The organism is Streptococcus sp. HMSC067H01, from assembly GCF_001814775.1.
GTDB lineage: Bacteria > Bacillota > Bacilli > Lactobacillales > Streptococcaceae > Streptococcus.
Genome location: NZ_KV817781.1, coordinates 283,887 through 303,885 on the forward strand (window position 1 = coordinate 283,887; position 19,999 = coordinate 303,885).

The following is a 19,999-nucleotide window of genomic DNA, read 5'->3' on the forward strand; positions in this document are numbered from 1 at the left end:
AGAAACTATCGTTTTTCCTGTTGAATAGACTGATTATTTAATGTGTTTAGCTAATTCTTCTTGGGCTTTTTTATTAGATTCTTCTTTTTCTTTCAGCCATTTTTGTCTAGCTTTTTCATACTCATCAGCCGTTACAGTCTTATCTTGCAACTTGAGGTACTTGTATGATTCCACCCCCTTATTTCCAGCTTGTGAGAATGGTGATGAGAATGGAACTGTCTTTCTCAAGGTCGGTGTTCCACCAAGGGAAACGTTTGGAATTGCAAGGGCGCTATCAACGAGCCAAGCTTGAACTTCAGCATATTTTTCATAACGTTTCGCTGGTTCTTGCTCCTTGTTCGCTTCTTCTAACATTTGAGTGTAAGTATCGAGTCCAACTGCCTTAGCCTTGTCATTGACCTCACCTGGTTCTAGACCAATGTTTTGCAACATACCACCGTTATTGACATTTAAGATATCAAGATAACTTGATGGATCCAAGTAGTCAGCACTCCAACCACTATTATAGATGTCAAAGTCTTTTTGAGCTGCGGTTTGAGCGAGGTAGCTAGAGTTATCAAAGTCGTCTGTTGATAATTGTTGGATATCGATAACCACATTCTCAGCCCCTAAGACAGATTCGATGGATTGTTTCAAAGAACTTGCTTCAAGTACACCTTTTTTAGATGATTGGTCAACTGATACATCCAAGTGGATTGGGAACTGCACACCCTTAGCTTCCAATTCTTTCTTAGCTTCTGCAAACTTAGCCTTAGCCTTGTCAGGATTGTAGTATGGGTCTTGCGCATCTGCAAAGTTGATTCCTTGCCATTCTTGGCCATAGTTGACCATCTTTTCTGAAACAACATCGCCAAAGTCTTTTCCGTTGATACTTACAAATGTAGGAGGTACAACCAGGTTACGAATAATCTTCGTTGCTCCATCTTCCCCTTGAGATTGAGCTCCATAGGCTGTGCGGTTATAAGCATAGTTGAAGGCTTGACGGAAGTTTTTATTCAAAACTGCTTCTTGGGTTGATTTCTTTTCGATATCTGAGGATTTAGACGTGAAGTTGTAAGATTTTCTGTCCAAGTTGAAGTTCAAGTAATAAGAAGTTGCAGTTTGCATACTATAGATGATGTTATCCTTGTTCTTCTCTTTAATTCCTTCAAAGCTTGAGCTATTTGGATAGAGACGTGCGTAGCTGTAGACTCCTTCTACAAAGTTACGAGCTAGTGCATCTTGGTCACTACCATCATAATAGGCCAATTTCACATCATCCACAAAGACATTTTTTTCATCCCAGTAGTTCGGATTTTTCTTGAATTCGATGACAGATTTTGAAACAAAGGATTTCATCAAGAAAGGTCCATTGTACAAAATACTAGAAGGATCCACCTTACCAAAATCATCCCCTTTTGATTTCAGGAAGTCTGCATTGACAGGGAAGAGAATGGTTGATGTTGTTTTAGAATTCCAATAAGATTCTGGTCGTGTCAAAGTGTACTGAACTGTTTGGTCGTCAATCGCCTTAACACCGACAGTTGAAAAGTCAGTTGTTTTCCCGTTGATATAGTCATCCAAACCTGCTACAGAATCTTGAACCAGGTACAAAGCTTCGGATTTCTTATCAGCAGCATATTTCAAACCAGTTACAAAATCTTGGGCAGTTACTGGAGCATATTCTTCACCTTCAGAGGTATACCACTTAGCATCTTTACGAAGTTTATAAGTGTATGTCAAACCGTCCTGAGAAACACTCCAATCCTCTGCTAAGGATGGAACGTAGTTACCGTATTGGTCATTTTCCATCAACCCATCTACCAAATTGGTAACGATGTCATTGGTTGTTGCACGGTTTTCTGCAAGATAGTTCAAACTAGACGGATCGCTAGAATAGACATAGTTGTATGTTTTAGTTGAACTAGCTGAGTTGCTACAAGCTGCCAATAGTAGACCGGCACTTAGGGCAAGGCCTGCCAGCGTCAGATATTTTGCCTTAGACTTTTTCATTTCCAGAACCTCCAAATTTAAATATTTGTATCATTATACAGCTATTGTTTTTTTTAGTCAAGCGATTATAGACATAAATTAATCTTTTTTCTACAATTTTTATTTTTTTCTCTCTTTTTTAAATAAAAAATGAACAATTTAAACTTTTTTAGAGTTGAAAGTTCAAATTGTTCATTTTATTTATAAACTATTATGATATTTTCAAGCGTTCTCGCAACTGGTCCGCTTTTGCCTGTCCAATAACCTTATCCAAGAGACGAGTATAGAGACACATGACTCCGTAGAGACCACCACCGATTGTTCCGATTAGGGCGACATAGATGAAGCTCCAGAAACGTCCAGTTGGATGGAAAACAAATCCAAGAATCCATTGTATGAGGCCTACCAGAATAAACATGACTAAAGTCAAAATAGTAACTAAGATTGTTCTCTTCAGGATAATTTTTCGACGCGCACCAGTAACCTGACAGATATCACGGTACATCAAGACATTCGGGATGATAAGACCGATAGTCGTTGAAATGAGAGGACCATAACTATGGAAAATCGCTATTGATGGTAATTGTAGAACGATTTTGGCAATAGATCCATAGACAAAGTAAAGAACAGCCTTGCGATTTCTAAACATGGCTTGAAGCATAGGGGACAAGACCATGTACAAACCAAGAATGGTTGACTGTAAAACTGCAAAGACAAACAAGCCCATAGCCAAACTATCTGGCTTACCGTAAAAGACTGTATAGAGAGGTTCACCAACCATGACTACTCCAACAGTTGCTGGAAGTAAGAATAAGAAGAGCATGGTGATACTATCTTGCACCAAACGAGCAGCTGCCTGCAAATCCCCCTTGACATAGTTCTCAGTTAAAAGTGGTAATCCTACACTACCAATGGAAACTCCAACTGATATGAGAATCATGGTGATTTTATTTGGATTGGCAGAAAAATAAGAAAACATGACAACCAAGTCTTCATTACTGTAGTTGCTAAACCACTTCATACTATTGATAAAGGTCATCTGGTCCAAGATTTGGAAAAGCTGAATAGCCGAACCAGTCAAGATAAAAGGAATAGCTTCCTTAATGGTATCAATCAAGAGACCTTTACTATCAATCTTATCTCGAGTTTCAAAAACTTTTTGAAGCAATCCTTCTTTATATAGGAAATAAAGCAAGACTGCAAAACTAGCTACCATTCCCACAAAAGCAGCAAAAGTAGATTGAGTTACTGCTGATAGATAATCTTTTGAACCCAGCTTCATGATGATAAAGGTTGCTAAGAGCATCCAGATAACACGAATGACCTGTTCAGCGATTTGGCTCATGGCATAAGGCTTAAGATTATTCATCCCTTGGAAAAATCCACGAATCACACTCATGGATGGGAAAATCAAGACCGCCCAAGCTAGACTTTGCATAATGGGGATGAGCTCCTTACCAACACCCGAAAGGTCTGCTAACCAAGGGGCAAAGAGATACAAGATTAAAGCAAAGATCACACCAAGTCCTGTCATAAAGCCTAGGAAACTCCGAATCAGGGCAAAACTATGTTCTTCCTCATGCATGGTATTATACTTAGCAACTTGCTTTGCGACTGCAACAGGAATACCTGCTGTCGAAATCAACAAGAACCAAGCGTAGATATTGTAACCCATAGTGAAGAGTCCATTGGCCTTAGCAGCATAAGTCCCCATCCAGATATACCAGGGAATGATGTAAATAGCTCCGAGCAGGCGACTGATAAAGTTACTAGCTGTAAGCCATGCAGTCCCGCGTAACATCTGAGCCTGCTGATGATTATTTTCGTTAGACATAACTTCCTCATTCATTTTTAATCACTAGGAAAAGTTCCTTATCTTCCATTATAAACTTTTCCTTGTTACTTGTAAAATTCAGACTTTAGGTTTACAATAGAAAGTATGATAAAGATTGAAACTATATTAGATATTTTAAAGAAAGATGGTCTCTTCCGTGAGATCATCGACCAAGGACATTACCACTACAACTACAGTGATGTCGTTTTTGATAGCATCTGCTACGATAGCCGAAAAGCACAAAAAAATAGCCTCTTTTTTGTCAAAGGAGCAGCCTTCAAAAAAGAATTTCTCCTTTCGGCAATTGAACAAGGACTTGGTTGGTATGTAGCAGAACAAGACTATGAAGTAGATATTCCCGTTATCGTTGTTAGCAATATTAAGAAGGCTATGAGTTTGATTGCCATGGAGTTTTATGGCAACCCTCAGAAGAAATTAAAATTACTTGCTTTCACTGGTACTAAAGGAAAAACAACCGCAGCTTACTTCGCCTACAACATCTTAAGTCAACAACATCGTCCAGCTATGTTATCAACCATGAACACGACTTTGGACGGTAAGACTTTCTTTAAATCTGCTCTAACAACTCCTGAAAGCATTGATCTCTTTGATATGATGGCTCAAGCAGTTGATAATGGAAGAACCCACCTTATCATGGAAGTATCCAGCCAAGCCTACTTGGTTAAACGAGTCTACGGACTGACCTTTGATGTCGGTGTCTTCCTCAACATTAGTCCTGACCATATTGGTCCTATTGAGCATCCAACCTTTGAAGACTACTTCTACCACAAGCGTCTCTTGATGAAAAATAGCCGAGCAGTTGTCATTAATAGCGATATGGACCACTTCTCTGTCTTAAAAGAGCAAGTTGAGAACCAAGAGCATGACTTTTACGGTAGCCAGTCAAGTAACCAAATCGAGAACTCCAAAGCCTTTAGCTTCTCAGCTACTGGTAAATTAGCAGGAGATTATGACATCCAACTAATTGGACATTTCAACCAAGAGAATGCTGTCGCTGCTGGACTTGCTTGTCTTCGTCTAGGTGCTAGTCTTGAAGACATCAAAAAAGGGATTGCGACTACTCGCGTTCCTGGACGCATGGAGGTTCTCACTCAGAAAAATGGTGCTAAAGTTTTCATCGACTACGCCCACAATGGTGACAGTCTAAAAAAACTAATCTCTGTCGTTGAAACTCATCAAACTGGAAAGATTGCTTTAGTACTTGGTTCAACTGGAAACAAGGGAGAAAGCCGTCGTAAGGACTTTGGACTTCTCCTCGATCAACATCCTGAAATTCAAGTCTTTCTAACAGCTGATGATCCAAACTATGAAGATCCGATGGCCATTGCAGATGAAATCAGTAGCTATATCCATCATCCTGTTGAAAAGATTGTCGATCGCGAGCAAGCTATCAAGGCTGCTATGTCTGTTACAAGTCAAGAACTGGACGCTGTTATTATCGCTGGTAAAGGAGCTGACTGCTATCAAATTATCCAAGGTAAGAAGGAAGACTATCCAGGAGATGCAGCCATCGCTGAACGTTATCTATAGTATATTTAAAGAAGAGGCTGGGACAAAAGTCCTAGCCTCTCAATTGTCTTTGGATTGCCGAGCAAGACGCAGTGGTTGAGTGGGCTCTTCTACGCTGATTTCATCAGCTTTTACAGCCCTACTCAACTGTGCGGAGGTGGGACGACGAAATCGAATTCTAACGAATTACCGATTTCTGTCCCACTCTCTCTTCTATTTTTTTCTGAAGATGAATCTTTCTTTATCAAATTCTACAGCCAACTCATATTTCCCATCTTCATTTTGAACGATGTAACCTAATAAGACTAGGCTATCAACGAAAATATCTCTGCGTTTCTGCATGAGTTGATCTTTTTTGAGAAATTTTAGCAAAAAGGTTGTCATATACTTGAGGGCATACTCAGGATTTACGTCCCCTAAAAATTCATACAGTCTCTGCTGTTCTTGCGTCAGTGGATACTGGAACTTGACCTTGTAAAAGTAATTAGACAAGGTCATCTTTTCTCTTGCAAAATCTGTATGCTCTTCTAAGATAGCTGCATTGGTTTGATTGCGCAATTCGGTCTGAAAATGCTTCTCTAGGATTTCTTGATAGATTTGACTATCATCTCTCACAAAGATTTCTTGGTCTAGTTCAAGAGATTCTGTAGATTCTAGAAAGGGAAGATTAAGATAATAGCGTTTGTTTTCTCTCAAGATCAAGCCCGCTTTAATGTATTCCTCCAAATACTTGTCAACTGGTACCTCTGGAAACTGAGCCTTGATTTCACGTAGGATAACATCATCATGCTGATCAAGATAGTCTACCAAATCTCTAAAGAATGATTGTCGCGTCAAGCGAGATGGATTAAAAATCTGAATCATGAAGATTCCTTTCTTTACAAACTAAAAGTGGTGATGTTGCTAATTGACTAGGGTTAGTGCCAGGCTGATTCAGAGGTACACTTAATCCTAGTTCTTTATAATACCCTCTCCAGAAATCACTGATTTCCTGCTCCCCATCACCAAATTTCATAGGAATGGTTTCAAAAATCGGTAGAATGTCTGCGATATATTGGGAACAATAGAAAGCATCACTATCTGGGTAAAAAGAAAAATTATAAGGAGCTCCTAGGTGTTGGTCTGCTCTTTTCTTTACCTTTTGAATATCTATCTTTGGATAGCTATAGATATCGTAAAGACATTCAGATTCAAGAAATTCTGTTAGTTTTTGACAAACAACACCAGCTTTCCCACTAGCATGATAGATCTGTCCGTCCAAAAAGATGGCCACATGGCTATAGTGACCAGTAGATTCCTGGATTGCCTGTCCTATATCCGAATCATCTTTCACAAAAATCAAATCGCCATTTTCTAACATCTTTCTCTCCTAGAAAAAAAGGAGTTGAAACTCCTTTTTAACAATGGGCTTTCCCATCTATGATTATGCATTAAAGCTTTCAGTCAATTGTGGTACCACTTGTTTCTTACGTGAAACAGCACCTGGAAGGAAAGCGTGGTTGTTTTCAAGTTTGAAGTTGAAAGCTGCTTCTACCTTGTCCATATTAGCACCAAGAGCCAAAATTTCTGAGTTTGAGTTGACGATGTCTGTAATCATCAAGACAAAGTCAGAGTAGTCGTTAGCTTCATTTGCGGCTTGGATAGCTGCTTCGATTTCAGCTTGACGTTCCAAAACTTCAGCAATATCAACTGTATTCACTTGGGCAACTCGTACGTTGTTGCCGTTCAATTCAAAAGTCTTTGCATCGATGTCGATCAATTCATCTGCTGACTTGCTTGCCAAGTTTGTACCAGCCTTGAGCATTGCAAGACCGTATTCTTCCAAGTTCACACCAGCCAATTCAGCCAATTCAGGAGCAATGACTTTATCTGATGGGTGTGTTGTTGGAGATTTCAAAAGAAGGGTATCTGAAATCAAACCTGAAAGCATCAAACCTGCAATTTCTTTTGGAACAGCTACGCCATGCTCTTTGAACATGCGGTAAACGATAGAAGATGCTGATCCAACAGGCTCCAAACGCATGTATAGTGGGCTTGCAGTTTCAAAATTAGCCACACGGTGGTGGTCTACAACACCATAAACTTCTACTTCAGCGATATCTGATACAGATTGTTGGAATTCATTGTGGTCTGTTAAGATGACTTGTTCTGCGCCTTCTGCTTTAGCTGATGCGATAACACGCGGTGCTTCCAAACCAAAATAGTTCAATACGAAAGCTGTTTCTTCATTTGGAGTTCCGAGAGCCACCGCTTCTGTATCCAATCCATAAGCCTCTTTTGCAAGATAGGCAAAGGCTACAGATGAACCAATAGCATCTGAATCTGGATTTTGGTGACCAAATACTAGAATCTTAGACATGATAATACCTCGTTTCTTTATTCTCTTTATTGTAGCATTTTTTTCAATTTTTGACAAAAGTAAGAGGAGTCAAAGAACTCCCCTCTACTCTTCAAAATGACTGATTAAATTTTTTTCTTGGTTTTCAGATAAAAATCTTTCCTTCTGTGGCCTCTTCTTACGCTTTAGAAGCGCTTCGGCTGACATGGCTTCTTCTTTACTATCGAAACCTTCTACATAAATAAGTTTTACTGGCAACCGAGCTCGTGTGTACTTGGCTCCCTTACCACTATTGTGAACGGCGATTCTTTTTTTGACATCCGTTGTATAGCCAGTATAGTAGGAACTATCCCGACACTCAACCACGTACATATAGGCCTTATGAACCATAATAGATCTCTTGAATTTCTGGTGTATAAGTGCCATCACTATTATGAACAATAAGTGGTGGTAAAACCTTAAAACCACTAGTGGAGCCGTCCTTGATAGCCTCAATCAAAAGCATATTGGCTTCCTTCTCCCGTTTAGGGTAAACAAATTGCAGACGCTTTGGAGCTAGATTATGCTGTTGAAGCGTATCTAAGATATCTAATAATCGATCTGGACGATGAACCATGGCTAAACGCCCATTGGATTTGAGAATACTCTGAGCACTACGACAGATTTCCTTAAGATTGGTCGTAATTTCGTGCCGAGCCAACAAATAGTGCTCACTCTCGTTCAGATTAGAATTGGGGTCCACCTTAAAATAGGGAGGGTTGCATAAAATCAAATCAACCTTACTTCCCTGAATGTAAGCAGGCATATTTTTCAAATCATCACAAATGACCTGCATCTGTTCTTCTAAGCCATTTAATCGGACTGACCGGTCTGCCATATCCGCCAATCGTTCCTGGATTTCAACAGACAGAATTTTCGCCTTAGTACGACTACTGGCAAAAAGTCCAACAGCTCCATTACCCGCACAAAAATCCACTATCAAGCCATTTTTAGGAAAGCGAGGAAAGCGTGACAAAAGTACACTATCCACCGAATAGCTGAAAACCTCTCTATTTTGAATAATCTTGATATCTGTAGAAAAGAGCTGGTTGATTCTCTCTCCTGATTTTAATAATTCTTCTACCATACTTCAATTATAACAAACTATATTAACATTGCAAGAAGTAAGAAATCATTCACGAATTCTTCTTATCTAGATTCGAGATGGCTTCCTTTGTCCAGATAGGCATCATGCGAGCCAAAGGAGCAAATCCGTATTTGACACGGTCACTTGAAAAACGTCTCCGTCTCGGTAATTGATGTTTCTCTTCTTCCAAAGTCCGAATAGAAAGACTTGCTTTCCCTGTATATTCGTCTAAATCGACAACCTGGACTTGGACTTCTTCACCAATTTTCAGTACATCATAGATATTCTCAATAAATCCAGTACGAATCTCAGAAATATGAATCAAGCCTGTCATACCAGACTCTAGCTCCACAAAGGCTCCATAAGACTGAATCCCTGTAATTCGCCCAGTTAGCTTATCACCTATTTTCATCTTAGTCCTCGATTTCAATCGTTTCGATAACGACATCTTCAACTGGCTTGTCCATTGCACCTGTTTCTACACCTGCAATTGCATCCAGAACTTCATAAGAAGCTTCATCTGCAAGCTGTCCAAAAACTGTGTGACGACGATCAAGGTGAGGAGTTCCACCTTGTTCTGCATAAATCTCCGCAATTGGCTCTGGCCAACCACCACGAGCAATTTCTTTCTTAGAGTATGGCAAGTGTTGATTTTGCACGATAAAGAACTGGCTACCGTTGGTATTTGGTCCAGCATTGGCCATAGAAAGGGCTCCACGGATATTGTAAAGTTCTTCTGAAAATTCGTCTTCAAATGACTCACCATAGATAGATTCGCCACCCATACCAGTACCAGTTGGATCTCCACCTTGAATCATAAAGTCTTTAATAATGCGGTGGAAAATCACACCATCATAGTAACCGTCTTTTGAAAGAGCAACAAAGTTGGCTACTGTTTTGGGAGCCTGTTCAGGGAAAAGCTTGATACGCAAGTCTCCATGATTTGTCTTAATAGTCGCAATCGGACCTTCTACTGTTTCAATGTCTACTTGTGGCAAATGTAATTCTTTTTCTACCATACCAAATCTTTCTAAGGCATCAAAAATGCCATCTTCTTCTAATGTTTTTGTAATATAATCTGCTTTTTCTTTGATTTTTTCATGAGATACTTCCATGGCAATGCTGATACCTGCATAATCAAAAAGCTCCAAATCGTTCAGTCCATCCCCAAAGACCATGACATTCTCAGGTTTAAGACCTAAATGTTCTACAACTTTTGCTACACCAGCTGCTTTTGAACCTGAAATTGGTACCACATCTGACGAATGTTCATGCCAACGTACCATACGTAAAGTCGATGCCAAAGTATCAGGCAAGATCAAATCATCTCCCCGCTCCTCAAAAGTCCACATCTGATAGATGTCTTCTTTTTCATAAAAATCAGGATCAACATCCAAGTCAGGATAGATTGGATCAATGGCCTCACTAATCAACTCAGTTCTAGTGGAGAGTTTAGCAGTATGACTACCAACTAAACCATAGTCAATCCCCACTTCCTTAGTCCAAGCAATATAGCTTTCAACCTTATCCTTAGAAATTTTGTTACTATCAATCACATTACCTTTTTTATCCTCAATATAGGCACCATTCAGAGTAACAAAAAAGTCAGGTTTAAGTTCGCAAATCTCTGGCACGACACCGAAAATCCCACGACCAGTCGCAATCCCAGTCAAAATACCTTTTTCACGTAATTGTTGAAATACTGTTGGAATTGAGGTTGGGATAAAACCAGTCTTTGAGTTTCGCAAAGTATCATCAATATCAAAAAAAACAATCTTTATCTTTTTTGACTTATATCTTAATTTCGCATCCATCTCATTGCCTCCTTCAATTCACTCTTTCCATTATACCATAAAGTAGAGAAATCCCACATCCCCAATAAAATCCTTGTCTCTTATCCGAATTCCTTTACTAGATACAAAACCAAATCATCATTATTTTGGCTAGTTGCATTCATTTCCAAGGGTTGATTTCGATACCAGACACCTGTCCCATCTGGAATGTAGCCCCGTCTGATATACAATCTCTGGGCAGGGCCATAGCCTAAGTGCAAACCTACACCAAGAGTGACCTTACTCGAAACAAACTTGACTCGTTTTTCTGCTTCTTCTAGTAGTTGATTCCCAATCCCTTGATTTCGAAAAGACTTAAACACATTAAAATCTGATAATTCTGGATAGACTTCTGCAAAAGGACCATGTTTAGCAGAGGGCAAAATGGTAACGTAGCCCGCTACAGCACCATCAATCTCTGCAACTAAGACTTCTCTCTCCCCACTTTCCTGTTCCAGAAAATATCTAGCCAAAATTTCCTCTCTACCAGGCCAACCTTGATTCATAAATCCATGAGATAAGGATTCAATATCAGACTTAATCATATTTCTAATCGTACAATTCATCTTTGACTTACCCACCTTTACTCTTTCTATTACCATTATAGCATGCCAAGGTCAGACTATCTCGTGAAAAAAGACCCAACCGGGTCTTAATTCGCTTTCTTGTTTTCAAGCTCATGAAAAAGAGGTCCACTGGACCCCTTTTTTTAATCTTCGTTTACGAAAGGCATCAAAGCCATTACGCGAGCGCGTTTGATAGCTGTTGTTACTTTACGTTGGTTCTTCGCTGAAGTTCCTGTTACACGACGAGGAAGGATTTTCCCACGTTCTGAAACGAAACGGCTAAGAAGCTCAGTATCTTTGTAATCAACATATTCAATTTTGTTTGCTGCGATGTAATCAACTTTTTTACGGCGTTTGAATCCGCCACGACGTTGTTGAGCCATGTTTTTTCTCCTTTATAGTATTAATTGTCCATTAGAATGGTAAATCATCATCTGAAATATCCAAAGGATTAGTTGCTCCGAATGGATTTTCATCACGTGAAAAGTCAGGTACTGATTGTGTAGGTGCTGTGTAGTTTGAACTTGGTGCAGAATAAGCTCCACCTGTATGCCCTTCACGCACACTACGGCTTTCCAACATTTGGAAATTCTCAGCCACGACTTCTGTTACGTAGACACGTTGTCCTTGCTGGTTATCGTAACTACGAGTCTGGATACGACCTGTCACCCCGATAAGCGAGCCTTTTTTAGCCCAGTTAGCGAGATTTTCAGCCTGTTGGCGCCACATAACGACATTGATAAAATCAGCCTCGCGTTCGCCATTTTGACTCTTAAATGTACGGTTTACTGCAAGAGTAAAAGTCGCAACTGCTACATTTGATGGGGTATAACGCAACTCAGCGTCACGAGTCATACGCCCTACAAGTACAACATTGTTAATCATAATCTACCTTCTTACGCGTCAAGTTTGACGATCATGTGACGAAGAATGTCAGCGTTGATTTTTGAAAGACGGTCAAACTCTTTAAGAGCTGCGTCGTCGTTTGCTTCAACGTTAACGATGTGGTAAAGTCCTTCACGGAAATCTTTGATTTCGTATGCAAGACGACGTTTTTCCCATGTTTTTGATTCAACAACAGTTGCACCGTTGTCAGTCAAGATAGAGTCAAAACGTGCTACCAAAGCGTTTTTCGCTTCTTCTTCAATGTTTGGACGAATGATATAAAGAATTTCGTATTTAGCCATTGATATGTTCCTCCTTTTGGTCTAATGACCCCAAGACATTGCAAGGGGTAAGTGAGGTTTGCTCACAATAAATTATTATACTAGAAAAAATTTTTTTTCGCAAGTGAAAAACTGCTTCTATTTTATTTTTTACAGTTTTTTAGTTGAAGTATGGGTAATTTCCTCTACTTGGATATTTTCTGCTTCAAATTTTTCTTTCAATGTTGAGAGATCAATCATTCCATCGATTTGTACTTCAATAATAATCTTCCCATCTTTACGTGGGATATTAATGGTATGTGAAATATTCAGATTTTCTGCTGCGATGAGGGAAACAATTTTCCCGAGTACCCCAACTTCATTTTCTGTGATAAAACGAACACGGATTCCCTCTTCGCCATAACCAGAAATTTCAAGAAATGCTCTGAATACATCACGGTCAGTAATGACACCATAGACTTGTTCATTATCAATAACTGGCAAGATTCCAATCTTATTTTTCAGCATAAGATAGGTTGCATCTTCCAAACTTGCATAACCGGAGACAGTTACAACATTACGAATCATGACGTCTTTTACTTTTGTTTTATTGAGCAAGTAATTCATCTCAAAGATTGAAAGACTCGTTGCTTTTGATGGACTGGCTTCAGCAATTGTTCCTTCTGTTACTAGACCAACTAATTTATCATTTTCAATAACAGGAAGACGATGCAAACCTTGTTCGCGCATCAAGTCTGCTGCATGTGCTACAGTCGTATCTGGGCTAATATATACGACCTTTCGTGTCATAAAATCTTTAACTGCCATAGGAACTCTCCTTTATGTTTATAGCTTTATTATACACTTTTTAAGAAAATCAATCAAACGCTTTCATCTCTTTTTCAAGATTCTGAAAACTCTGAAATACTATAAAAAGAGCCCTATATTAGGGCCCTCAATCTTATGATTATGTAATTTGTTTGGCAATCTTTCCCGCAGACCAAAACAATCCACTGGATTGGATGATTGTCAAACAATCTCTATCCGCCGACTAAAAAGGGCCCACGGACTAATGTGGATTGCTTGCTCAATCTTTATCTGCCGACTAAAACAATCCACTGGATTGGATGATTACTTACGTAATCCTTATCTACCGACTAAAAAGGTCCCCCGGACTAGATGTTAATTGCTGCCGCAATTTTTTATCCGCCGACTAAAAAGGTCCCCCGAACCTTTTTAGCCACCTAGATATGCTTTTCTGACTTCGTCTGATGCTGCGAGTTCTTTTCCTGTTCCTGATAGGACAATCTTTCCTGTTTCAAGAACATAGCCTCGATCTGAGATGGCAAGTGCCTTATTAGCATTTTGCTCGATCAAAAGAACGGTCGTACCTTGTTTTTGAATATCTTGGATGATATCAAAAATTTCTTGGATAAAAATTGGAGCAAGCCCCATTGATGGTTCATCTAAGAGAAGAAGTTTAGGCGTTGACATAAGCGCACGTCCCATAGCAAGCATCTGCTGTTCACCACCTGATAGGGTAGCTGCATCTTGGTTTTTACGTTCTTCTAAACGCGGGAAACGTGAAAATACTTTTTTCAGATTTGCTTGATTTTCTTCACGATTTTTCTTAAGGAAGGCTCCCATTTCCAAGTTTTCCATAACTGTCAAACCAGGGAAGACGTGACGTCCTTCTGGTACTTGAGAAAGTCCTGATGCCACAATTTTTTGTGCGGGCATCTTTTGGATTTCTTGTCCTAAAAATTCAATCCGACCAGAACTTGGACGAACAAGGCCTGATAAGGTACGAAGGATGGTTGTTTTACCAGCACCATTTGCACCGATAAGGGAAACAACTTCTCCTTCATTTACTTCAAAGCTCACATCACGTACAGCTTGAATCATACCATAGTGTACTGAGAGGTTTTCAACTTTTAACATAGACATTAGGCTTCACCTCCAAGATAAGCTTCGATAACACGTTTATTACTCTTGATTTCATCTGGTGTCCCGTGAGCAATCAAACGACCGTACTCAAGAACATAGATACGCTCCGTAACCTCCATAACCAAGTTCATATCATGTTCAATCAGCATGATGGTGATTTTGAATTCATCCTTAATACGACGAATCAACTCAGTCAATTCTGCAGTTTCTTGTGGATTCATACCCGCTGCAGGCTCATCCAAGAAGAGGATTTTAGGTTCTGTAGCAAGAGCACGAACAATCTCTAAGCGACGTTGTTGACCATAGGCTAAATTTTTAGCTAGAGTTTCAGCATCTCCATCCAAATCAAAGATTTTTAGTAATTCTAAGGCTTTAGCTTTCAATTCTTTTTCATTCTTATAAAAAGCTGGTAAGCGCAAGAAACTTGCAAAAACATGTTGTTTATGATGATTGCTAAATGCAATCAGAACGTTATCCAAAACTGTTAAGTCTTTAAAGAGACGAATGTTTTGGAAAGTACGTCCTAAACCAAGAGATGCAATTTTATAAGGTTGCTTGCCATTTAACAAGTGACCATCTAATGTGATTGTTCCTTCACTTGGTTCATAAACACCTGTCAACAAGTTGAAGAGGGTTGTTTTCCCAGCACCATTCGGTCCAATCAAACCAACAAGTTCACCTTCGTTCAATTCGAGAGTGACGTCCCCAACGGCTGTCAGACCACCAAAATGTTTGGTTAAATTTTTTACTTCAAGCAATGCCATTAGTTTTGTCCCTCCTTCTTACCTTTTTTAAAGAGACGTGATAGGCTCAATTCCCAAGTCCCAAGAAGACCACCTGGTCTGAAGATCATAACGAGTACTAAGGCCAAAGCATAGATAATCATACGAACGCTGGCCACGTCTTGAAGGAGCATGTTCAAGATTCCAAGCACGATTGCAGCAACAATTGCCCCTGTAATGGAACCCAAACCACCAAATACAACAATAATCAAGACGTTGATAGAATTGATAAAGCTATAATCCTTTGGAACTACTGATCCAATAAATCCTGCCTGAAGCGAACCTGCGATACTTGCAGTCATAGCTCCAAAGACGAAAGCGATAATTTTAATTTTTGTTGTATTAACTCCAACTGACTCTGCTGCAATTTCATCTTCTCGTACTGATAATGTGGAACGACCAATTGGACTACGAAGGAAATTAAGTGTTGCAATTGTTGTAATCACAGCAAAGAAATATACCATTTGCCAGGTTGTAAAGTTTGGAATACCAAGGATACCAGCAGCTCCATTAGTTAGTTCACCACCATTAACAATAAAGATTCGAATGATCTCAGCAACACCTAGTGTCGCAACAGCAAGATAGTCCCCTTTCAAACGAAGAGTTGGAATCCCAACGACTAAAGCCACTAATCCTGAGATAAGTGCTCCAAGAAGCATGGCTCCAAAGAAGGCTCCATAGGTTGGAGATTTAGAACCAATTATTGCAGCTGCATAGGCACCGATAGCCATAAAACCAGCATGTCCTAGTGAAAACTGACCAGAGAAACCTACGATAAGGTTAAGACCAACTGCAAGTATGATGTTAATCCCAATTTGCTCTAAAATTTGAATATAGAAAAGATTCAGTACTCCAGCCGAAACAAGTACACTGATCAAGCCATAGCCTGCTAATAAAAGGAGTAACCATAGAATATTAACTTTTAAATTTTCTTTCATTGTTTACACCTTCTCTTTCACATTCTTACCGAGGATACCAGCTGGGCGAACAATCAAGATTAAGAGTAAGATTCCATAAACGATTGCATCACGGAAATCTGACATTCCGAAGGCGGTAGCAAATGTCTCCAAAAGACCAATAACAAAGCCACCCAGAGCTGCACCAGGGATAATTCCGATACCACCAAGAACGGCAGCCACGAATGATTTTATACCTGGAGTCATTCCCATTAATGGTTCCAATGAATTATAATAAAGTGCGATAAGGACACCAGCAGCACCAGCCAAAGCTGAACCCAAGGCAAAAGTAAAGCTGATCGTACGGTTAACATTGATTCCCATCAACTGAGCCGCATCACTATCTACAGAAACGGCACGCATAGCTTTCCCCATCTTCGTTTTTTGTACAATGAGTTGTAGAAGAACCATCAAAACAAGTGAGACAGACAAAATCAACAATTGAATATTGGTCAAACTGATTGGGCCCAAGTCATAACGCACTGTTTGGATTGCTTGAGGAAAGGCACGTGTGTTAGCTCCAACTAGATAGACCATCCCATACTCAAGTAAGAAGGATACCCCGATGGCTGTAATCAATACAGAGATACGAGTTGAATGACGTAATGGACGATAAGCTAGGAACTCAATGATAACACCGAGAATTGCTGTACCGATCATCGATAAGATCAAGGCAACAAAGAAATTTAATTGCAAGGAATTAATCAAGAAATAACCCATGAAAGCACCTATCATATAGATATCACCGTGGGCAAAGTTAATAAGCTTGATAATTCCATAAACCATAGTATAACCCAGGGCTAGCAGTGCATAGACACTACCCAAGATTAAACCATTTACAAGTTGTTGAAGCATATGGTTCACTCTTTCTAATTTATATTTTTAGAATTTTATAAAAAAATAATCCTTTCATAAACACCGAAACAGGGAGTGAGTAGAAGCTCATTCCCCATTTACGATATCTACTAGATTAAGGTTTAACCGACTCAACTGACTCAACTTTACCATCTTTTAAGCCAATCATAAGTGCAGATTTAACCGGATTATGGTCTTTGTCAATAGACATTGTACCAGTAACACCTTCCAAGTCTTTCAACTTCGCAAGGTTGTCTTTCAATTCGACAGAGTTCTTAGCACCTTTAGATGCTTCCGAAATCATGTAAACTGAATCATATGCCAAGGCTGCAAACATTGAAGGTTCTTCGTTGTATTTCGCTTTATAAGCTTCTACGAATTTCTTGGCTTTATCAGTCATTTCACCTTCAGTAGAGAATCCAGCTACGTAGTAGATGTCTGTAGCTGCAGCAGGTGTTGCTTGTTCAACGAATTTAGCATCACTAAATCCATCACCACCGATGATTGGTTGTTTGATTCCCATACCACGTGCTTGGTTTACAATTTTACCAGTTTCAGTGTAGTACCCTGGAAGGACAATGGCATCGAAGTCTTTATCTTTGATTTTTGTAAGTGCGGCTTGGAAATCTGTATCCTTAGATTGGAACGTTTCTGTCGCTACAATTTCACCTTTATAAGATTTCTTGAAGGCTTCAGCAATCCCTTTAGCATAGTCAGATGAGTTATCGTAGTATAGAACGACTTTCTTCGCTTTCAAGTTATCAGTTGTGTATTTAGCAATGATTTGTCCTTGGAAGCTATCGATGAAGGTTGCACGGAAAAGGTAATCTTGACCTTTTGTCAAATCATCTTGAGTTGCTGATGGGGTTACCAATGGTACACCTGCTTTCCCAGCATTGGCAACCGCTGCGGCAGTGGCACCTGAAGTTGCAGGCCCTACAAGAGCGTTCACTTTTGATTGGGTAACAAGGTTTGTTGTAACGGTAGCTGCTTCAGCTGTCTCAGATTTGTTATCTTTGTCTACAACTTCGATTTGTTTTCCATCGATACCACCTGCTGCGTTGATTTCATCAACGGCCAATTGAGCACCTTTTTGTTCAGCGCTACCGTAGGCTGCTACTTCACCAGTTTTTTCAAAGTTGAAACCAATTTTTACAACTTTCTCATCAATTGGGTTCCCAGTTGTATTTGAAGCTCCTGACTTAACTTCTCCGCAAGCTGCCAATACAGCTACACTTGCAAGAGCTACAAGTGATAAGGCAAATTTTTTCTTCATCTTTTTGTCTCCTTATTTCTTAAATAAATTGCATGTTAAGAATATACCGAATTATCAGAAAATTGTCAACACATTTATCTAAAATTTTACATGATAACGTTTTCGTTATTTCTGTAGAGACTACCAACAAAGGGAGTTTCCAATTCTTGGATATGACATTGTCTCACTTTTTTAACAAATTTCTCTTTTCCTAAACGGCTAACCAGTTCTTCCACTTCTTCTGTTGGGACATAAAGTTGCAGATAACGGTGTTTTTTAGAGTGGTAACAAATATCACCATAATTATCGAGTTTTTTTGCATCACGATTATAGTATAGATAGATAATCAGACCAGACCGATTCTCTTTTTGAAACATATTACAACTTCCTTCTAACAATCTTCTTACTATTATATCAAAAAAAGCAAACTCAGTCGAGTTTGCTTCAAAAGATTAATTCAAAGAATTATTAGCCATGATTTCATCAATGAAACCATATTCAAGTGTTTCTTGAGCGCTCATCCAGTAATCACGTTCAGCATCAGCGTGAATTTGCTCAACTGACTTACCTGAATTATCTGCAAGAATTTGCTCCAAAGTCTTACGAGTTTTAAGCAAGTGCTCAGCCGCAATAGCCATATCTGTCTGTTGCGTACCACCACCAGTACCACCCATCGGTTGGTGAATCATGTACTCTGCATTTGGAAGCATGAAGCGTTTACCCTTTGCTCCACTTGATGCTATAATGGTTCCCATTGAGGCAGCCATCCCCATAACAATCGTTTGTACGTCTGCTTTGATAAAATTCATAGTATCTACAATTGCCAAACCAGCTGAAACTGATCCACCTGGAGTATTTACATAAAGGTAAATATCTTTTGTACTATCTTGAGCATCCAAGAAAAGCAATTGGGCGATAACTGAATTGGCCATATTGTCTTCGACGGGTCCAGTCAACATGATGATACGATCTTTTAGAAGACGTGAGTAAATGTCATATGAACGTTCTCCACGACTTGTTTGTTCAATTACTACAGGAATCATTCAATTCTCCTTCTGATTTCTAATTTCTTTGTTAATAGGATTATTATATATCCTTGGTCAAAAAAGGTCAAATTTTTGCTCTATCCTAAAAACAGACACAAAAATTCAACCTCCTTTCTAGACTAAAACTAATGAACAGTTTTAGGGTAAGCTTAGAATCTTACTTAGTTCCGAACAAGCGATCTCCTGCGTCACCAAGACCTGGAACGATGTATCCATTTTCGTTCAAGCGTTCATCCAAAGCTGCTGTGAAAATTTCAACATCAGGATGTGCTGCATTAAGAGCTTCAACTCCTTCTGGTGCTGCAACTAGGCAGACAAATTTAATGTTTGAAGCGCCACGTTTTTTGAGGGAATCAACAGCAAGGATAGCTGAACCACCTGTCGCAAGCATTGGGTCAACAACAAAGATTTGACGTTGGTCGATATCTTCAGGTAATTTAACCAAGTATTCTACTGGTTGAAGAGTTTCTTCGTCACGGTACATACCAATATGTCCAACTTTGGCTGCTGGAACCAAGCTCAATAGCCCATCGACCATCCCGATGCCTGCACGCAAGATTGGAACAATTGCCAATTTTTTACCAGCCAATTGTTTTTGAACTGTTTTTGTGATAGGTGTTTCGATTTCAACGTCTTCAAGCGGAAGATCACGAAGTACTTCATATCCCATCAACATAGCAATTTCATCTACTAACTCACGAAAAGCTTTTGTAGAAGTGTCTGTACGACGCAAGATTGACAATTTGTGTTGAATGAGTGGATGATTAATGACTTCAAGTTTTCCCATTTTCTGAATTCCTTCTTTCAATTTATTCT

The 19,999-nt window shown here is 39.4% G+C and carries 23 protein-coding genes; 1 reads left to right on the forward strand and 22 read right to left on the reverse strand.

From position 1 onward, the window contains the following. Positions 1–33 precede the first annotated feature (33 nt). Both HMPREF2987_RS02700 and HMPREF2987_RS02705 read right to left on the reverse strand, forming a co-directional pair. Positions 34–1,992, reverse strand: a complete 1,959-nt coding sequence (locus tag HMPREF2987_RS02700) for a peptide ABC transporter substrate-binding protein (protein ID WP_075229231.1) — start codon at positions 1,990–1,992, stop codon at positions 34–36. Positions 1,993–2,182: 190 nt separating this feature from the next. Beyond that, complete coding sequence (locus tag HMPREF2987_RS02705) at positions 2,183–3,805, reverse strand: putative polysaccharide biosynthesis protein (protein WP_075229373.1); 1,623 nt, start codon at positions 3,803–3,805, stop codon at positions 2,183–2,185. Between the two features lie 105 nt (positions 3,806–3,910). Between HMPREF2987_RS02705 and HMPREF2987_RS02710 the strand changes: the two genes are divergently transcribed. Further along, positions 3,911–5,356, forward strand: coding sequence for a UDP-N-acetylmuramoyl-L-alanyl-D-glutamate--L-lysine ligase (locus tag HMPREF2987_RS02710; RefSeq protein WP_075229232.1), 1,446 nt, complete (start codon positions 3,911–3,913; stop codon positions 5,354–5,356). 192 nt (positions 5,357–5,548) lie between these two features. Here the strand turns inward: HMPREF2987_RS02710 and HMPREF2987_RS02715 are convergent, their stop codons facing one another. The 20 genes from HMPREF2987_RS02715 to upp all read right to left on the reverse strand — a co-directional run bounded on the left by HMPREF2987_RS02715 (position 5,549) and on the right by upp (position 19,970). Then, positions 5,549–6,199 (reverse strand): DUF1803 domain-containing protein, encoded by a 651-nt coding sequence (locus HMPREF2987_RS02715; RefSeq protein WP_075229233.1) that lies wholly within the window; start codon positions 6,197–6,199, stop codon positions 5,549–5,551. Further along, a complete protein-coding gene (locus HMPREF2987_RS02720; protein WP_075229234.1) occupies positions 6,183–6,695 on the reverse strand; it encodes a YiiX/YebB-like N1pC/P60 family cysteine hydrolase in 513 nt (170 codons plus the stop codon). The genes HMPREF2987_RS02715 and HMPREF2987_RS02720 overlap by 17 nt, the downstream gene beginning before the upstream one ends. A 63-nt stretch (positions 6,696–6,758) precedes the next feature. Beyond that, positions 6,759–7,694 (reverse strand): manganese-dependent inorganic pyrophosphatase, encoded by a 936-nt coding sequence (locus HMPREF2987_RS02725; RefSeq protein ID WP_075229235.1) that lies wholly within the window; start codon positions 7,692–7,694, stop codon positions 6,759–6,761. Positions 7,695–7,778: 84 nt separating this feature from the next. Continuing rightward, on the reverse strand, positions 7,779–8,063 hold the full coding sequence (locus HMPREF2987_RS02730) for a GIY-YIG nuclease family protein (protein ID WP_075229236.1): 285 nt from the start codon (positions 8,061–8,063) through the stop codon (positions 7,779–7,781). Then, the gene (locus HMPREF2987_RS02735; RefSeq protein ID WP_075229237.1) at positions 8,053–8,799 is read right to left on the reverse strand and encodes a tRNA1(Val) (adenine(37)-N6)-methyltransferase; all 747 of its coding nucleotides are present in this window, start codon (positions 8,797–8,799) and stop codon (positions 8,053–8,055) included. The genes HMPREF2987_RS02730 and HMPREF2987_RS02735 overlap by 11 nt, the downstream gene beginning before the upstream one ends. Before the next feature lie 49 nt (positions 8,800–8,848). After that, positions 8,849–9,211 carry a S1 RNA-binding domain-containing protein gene (locus tag HMPREF2987_RS02740; RefSeq protein ID WP_075229238.1) on the reverse strand — a complete coding sequence of 121 codons (363 nt, stop codon included), beginning with the start codon at positions 9,209–9,211 and terminating at the stop codon, positions 8,849–8,851. Position 9,212: 1 nt separating this feature from the next. Then, a complete protein-coding gene (locus tag HMPREF2987_RS02745) occupies positions 9,213–10,613 on the reverse strand; it encodes a bifunctional Cof-type HAD-IIB family hydrolase/peptidylprolyl isomerase (RefSeq protein WP_075229239.1) in 1,401 nt (466 codons plus the stop codon). An 80-nt stretch (positions 10,614–10,693) separates the two neighbouring features. Continuing rightward, entirely contained in the window at positions 10,694–11,197 is a 504-nt protein-coding gene (locus HMPREF2987_RS02750; RefSeq protein WP_075229374.1) for a GNAT family N-acetyltransferase, read from the reverse strand. A 143-nt stretch (positions 11,198–11,340) separates the two neighbouring features. Next, positions 11,341–11,580 carry a 30S ribosomal protein S18 gene (gene rpsR / locus HMPREF2987_RS02755; RefSeq protein WP_000068664.1) on the reverse strand — a complete coding sequence of 80 codons (240 nt, stop codon included), beginning with the start codon at positions 11,578–11,580 and terminating at the stop codon, positions 11,341–11,343. A gap of 31 nt (positions 11,581–11,611) precedes the next feature. Next, the gene (gene ssbA / locus HMPREF2987_RS02760; protein ID WP_075229240.1) at positions 11,612–12,082 is read right to left on the reverse strand and encodes a single-stranded DNA-binding protein SsbA; all 471 of its coding nucleotides are present in this window, start codon (positions 12,080–12,082) and stop codon (positions 11,612–11,614) included. An 11-nt stretch (positions 12,083–12,093) separates the two neighbouring features. Beyond that, on the reverse strand, positions 12,094–12,384 hold the full coding sequence (gene rpsF, locus HMPREF2987_RS02765) for a 30S ribosomal protein S6 (protein WP_075229241.1): 291 nt from the start codon (positions 12,382–12,384) through the stop codon (positions 12,094–12,096). 129 nt (positions 12,385–12,513) lie between these two features. Further along, entirely contained in the window at positions 12,514–13,170 is a 657-nt protein-coding gene (locus HMPREF2987_RS02770; protein ID WP_075229242.1) for a CBS domain-containing protein, read from the reverse strand. 408 nt (positions 13,171–13,578) lie between these two features. Further along, a complete protein-coding gene (locus HMPREF2987_RS02775; RefSeq protein WP_075229243.1) occupies positions 13,579–14,289 on the reverse strand; it encodes an ABC transporter ATP-binding protein in 711 nt (236 codons plus the stop codon). After that, positions 14,289–15,053 carry an ABC transporter ATP-binding protein gene (locus HMPREF2987_RS02780; protein ID WP_075229244.1) on the reverse strand — a complete coding sequence of 255 codons (765 nt, stop codon included), beginning with the start codon at positions 15,051–15,053 and terminating at the stop codon, positions 14,289–14,291. The genes HMPREF2987_RS02775 and HMPREF2987_RS02780 overlap by 1 nt, the downstream gene beginning before the upstream one ends. Beyond that, complete coding sequence (locus HMPREF2987_RS02785) at positions 15,053–16,009, reverse strand: branched-chain amino acid ABC transporter permease (protein ID WP_075229245.1); 957 nt, start codon at positions 16,007–16,009, stop codon at positions 15,053–15,055. Before HMPREF2987_RS02785 ends, HMPREF2987_RS02780 begins: the two co-directional genes overlap by 1 nt. Before the next feature lie 3 nt (positions 16,010–16,012). Further along, positions 16,013–16,882: a branched-chain amino acid ABC transporter permease gene (locus HMPREF2987_RS02790; RefSeq protein ID WP_075229246.1), complete on the reverse strand. Its 870-nt coding sequence runs from the start codon at positions 16,880–16,882 to the stop codon at positions 16,013–16,015. Positions 16,883–16,997: 115 nt separating this feature from the next. Continuing rightward, positions 16,998–18,158 (reverse strand): ABC transporter substrate-binding protein, encoded by a 1,161-nt coding sequence (locus HMPREF2987_RS02795; RefSeq protein ID WP_075229247.1) that lies wholly within the window; start codon positions 18,156–18,158, stop codon positions 16,998–17,000. Between the two features lie 86 nt (positions 18,159–18,244). Further along, positions 18,245–18,514 (reverse strand): YlbG family protein, encoded by a 270-nt coding sequence (locus HMPREF2987_RS02800; RefSeq protein WP_049549362.1) that lies wholly within the window; start codon positions 18,512–18,514, stop codon positions 18,245–18,247. Positions 18,515–18,589: 75 nt separating this feature from the next. Further along, positions 18,590–19,180 carry an ATP-dependent Clp protease proteolytic subunit ClpP gene (gene clpP / locus HMPREF2987_RS02805; RefSeq protein ID WP_000613459.1) on the reverse strand — a complete coding sequence of 197 codons (591 nt, stop codon included), beginning with the start codon at positions 19,178–19,180 and terminating at the stop codon, positions 18,590–18,592. Positions 19,181–19,340: 160 nt separating this feature from the next. Continuing rightward, complete coding sequence (gene upp, locus HMPREF2987_RS02810) at positions 19,341–19,970, reverse strand: uracil phosphoribosyltransferase (RefSeq protein WP_075229248.1); 630 nt, start codon at positions 19,968–19,970, stop codon at positions 19,341–19,343. Between the last annotated feature and the right edge of the window lie 29 nt (positions 19,971–19,999).

What these genes read in the sequence shown, in the direction of transcription:
- HMPREF2987_RS02720 (WP_075229234.1), bottom strand. Translation starts at nt 6,695, where the DNA reads ATGTTAGAAAATGGCGATTTGATTTTTGTGAAAGATGATTCGGATATA.
- HMPREF2987_RS02775 (WP_075229243.1), bottom strand. Translation starts at nt 14,289, where the DNA reads ATGTCTATGTTAAAAGTTGAAAACCTCTCAGTACACTATGGTATGATT.
- upp (WP_075229248.1), bottom strand. Translation starts at nt 19,970, where the DNA reads ATGGGAAAACTTGAAGTCATTAATCATCCACTCATTCAACACAAATTG.
- HMPREF2987_RS02785 (WP_075229245.1), bottom strand. Translation starts at nt 16,009, where the DNA reads ATGAAAGAAAATTTAAAAGTTAATATTCTATGGTTACTCCTTTTATTA.
- HMPREF2987_RS02800 (WP_049549362.1), bottom strand. Translation starts at nt 18,514, where the DNA reads ATGTTTCAAAAAGAGAATCGGTCTGGTCTGATTATCTATCTATACTAT.
- HMPREF2987_RS02730 (WP_075229236.1), bottom strand. Translation starts at nt 8,063, where the DNA reads ATGGTTCATAAGGCCTATATGTACGTGGTTGAGTGTCGGGATAGTTCC.
- HMPREF2987_RS02780 (WP_075229244.1), bottom strand. Translation starts at nt 15,053, where the DNA reads ATGGCATTGCTTGAAGTAAAAAATTTAACCAAACATTTTGGTGGTCTG.
- HMPREF2987_RS02700 (WP_075229231.1), bottom strand. Translation starts at nt 1,992, where the DNA reads ATGAAAAAGTCTAAGGCAAAATATCTGACGCTGGCAGGCCTTGCCCTA.
- HMPREF2987_RS02725 (WP_075229235.1), bottom strand. Translation starts at nt 7,694, where the DNA reads ATGTCTAAGATTCTAGTATTTGGTCACCAAAATCCAGATTCAGATGCT.
- ssbA (WP_075229240.1), bottom strand. Translation starts at nt 12,082, where the DNA reads ATGATTAACAATGTTGTACTTGTAGGGCGTATGACTCGTGACGCTGAG.
- HMPREF2987_RS02710 (WP_075229232.1), top strand. Translation starts at nt 3,911, where the DNA reads ATGATAAAGATTGAAACTATATTAGATATTTTAAAGAAAGATGGTCTC.
- HMPREF2987_RS02740 (WP_075229238.1), bottom strand. Translation starts at nt 9,211, where the DNA reads ATGAAAATAGGTGATAAGCTAACTGGGCGAATTACAGGGATTCAGTCT.
- HMPREF2987_RS02715 (WP_075229233.1), bottom strand. Translation starts at nt 6,199, where the DNA reads ATGATTCAGATTTTTAATCCATCTCGCTTGACGCGACAATCATTCTTT.
- rpsF (WP_075229241.1), bottom strand. Translation starts at nt 12,384, where the DNA reads ATGGCTAAATACGAAATTCTTTATATCATTCGTCCAAACATTGAAGAA.
- HMPREF2987_RS02750 (WP_075229374.1), bottom strand. Translation starts at nt 11,197, where the DNA reads ATGAATTGTACGATTAGAAATATGATTAAGTCTGATATTGAATCCTTA.
- HMPREF2987_RS02705 (WP_075229373.1), bottom strand. Translation starts at nt 3,805, where the DNA reads ATGTCTAACGAAAATAATCATCAGCAGGCTCAGATGTTACGCGGGACT.
- HMPREF2987_RS02790 (WP_075229246.1), bottom strand. Translation starts at nt 16,882, where the DNA reads ATGCTTCAACAACTTGTAAATGGTTTAATCTTGGGTAGTGTCTATGCA.
- HMPREF2987_RS02735 (WP_075229237.1), bottom strand. Translation starts at nt 8,799, where the DNA reads ATGGTAGAAGAATTATTAAAATCAGGAGAGAGAATCAACCAGCTCTTT.
- HMPREF2987_RS02795 (WP_075229247.1), bottom strand. Translation starts at nt 18,158, where the DNA reads ATGAAGAAAAAATTTGCCTTATCACTTGTAGCTCTTGCAAGTGTAGCT.
- HMPREF2987_RS02745 (WP_075229239.1), bottom strand. Translation starts at nt 10,613, where the DNA reads ATGGATGCGAAATTAAGATATAAGTCAAAAAAGATAAAGATTGTTTTT.
- clpP (WP_000613459.1), bottom strand. Translation starts at nt 19,180, where the DNA reads ATGATTCCTGTAGTAATTGAACAAACAAGTCGTGGAGAACGTTCATAT.
- HMPREF2987_RS02770 (WP_075229242.1), bottom strand. Translation starts at nt 13,170, where the DNA reads ATGGCAGTTAAAGATTTTATGACACGAAAGGTCGTATATATTAGCCCA.
- rpsR (WP_000068664.1), bottom strand. Translation starts at nt 11,580, where the DNA reads ATGGCTCAACAACGTCGTGGCGGATTCAAACGCCGTAAAAAAGTTGAT.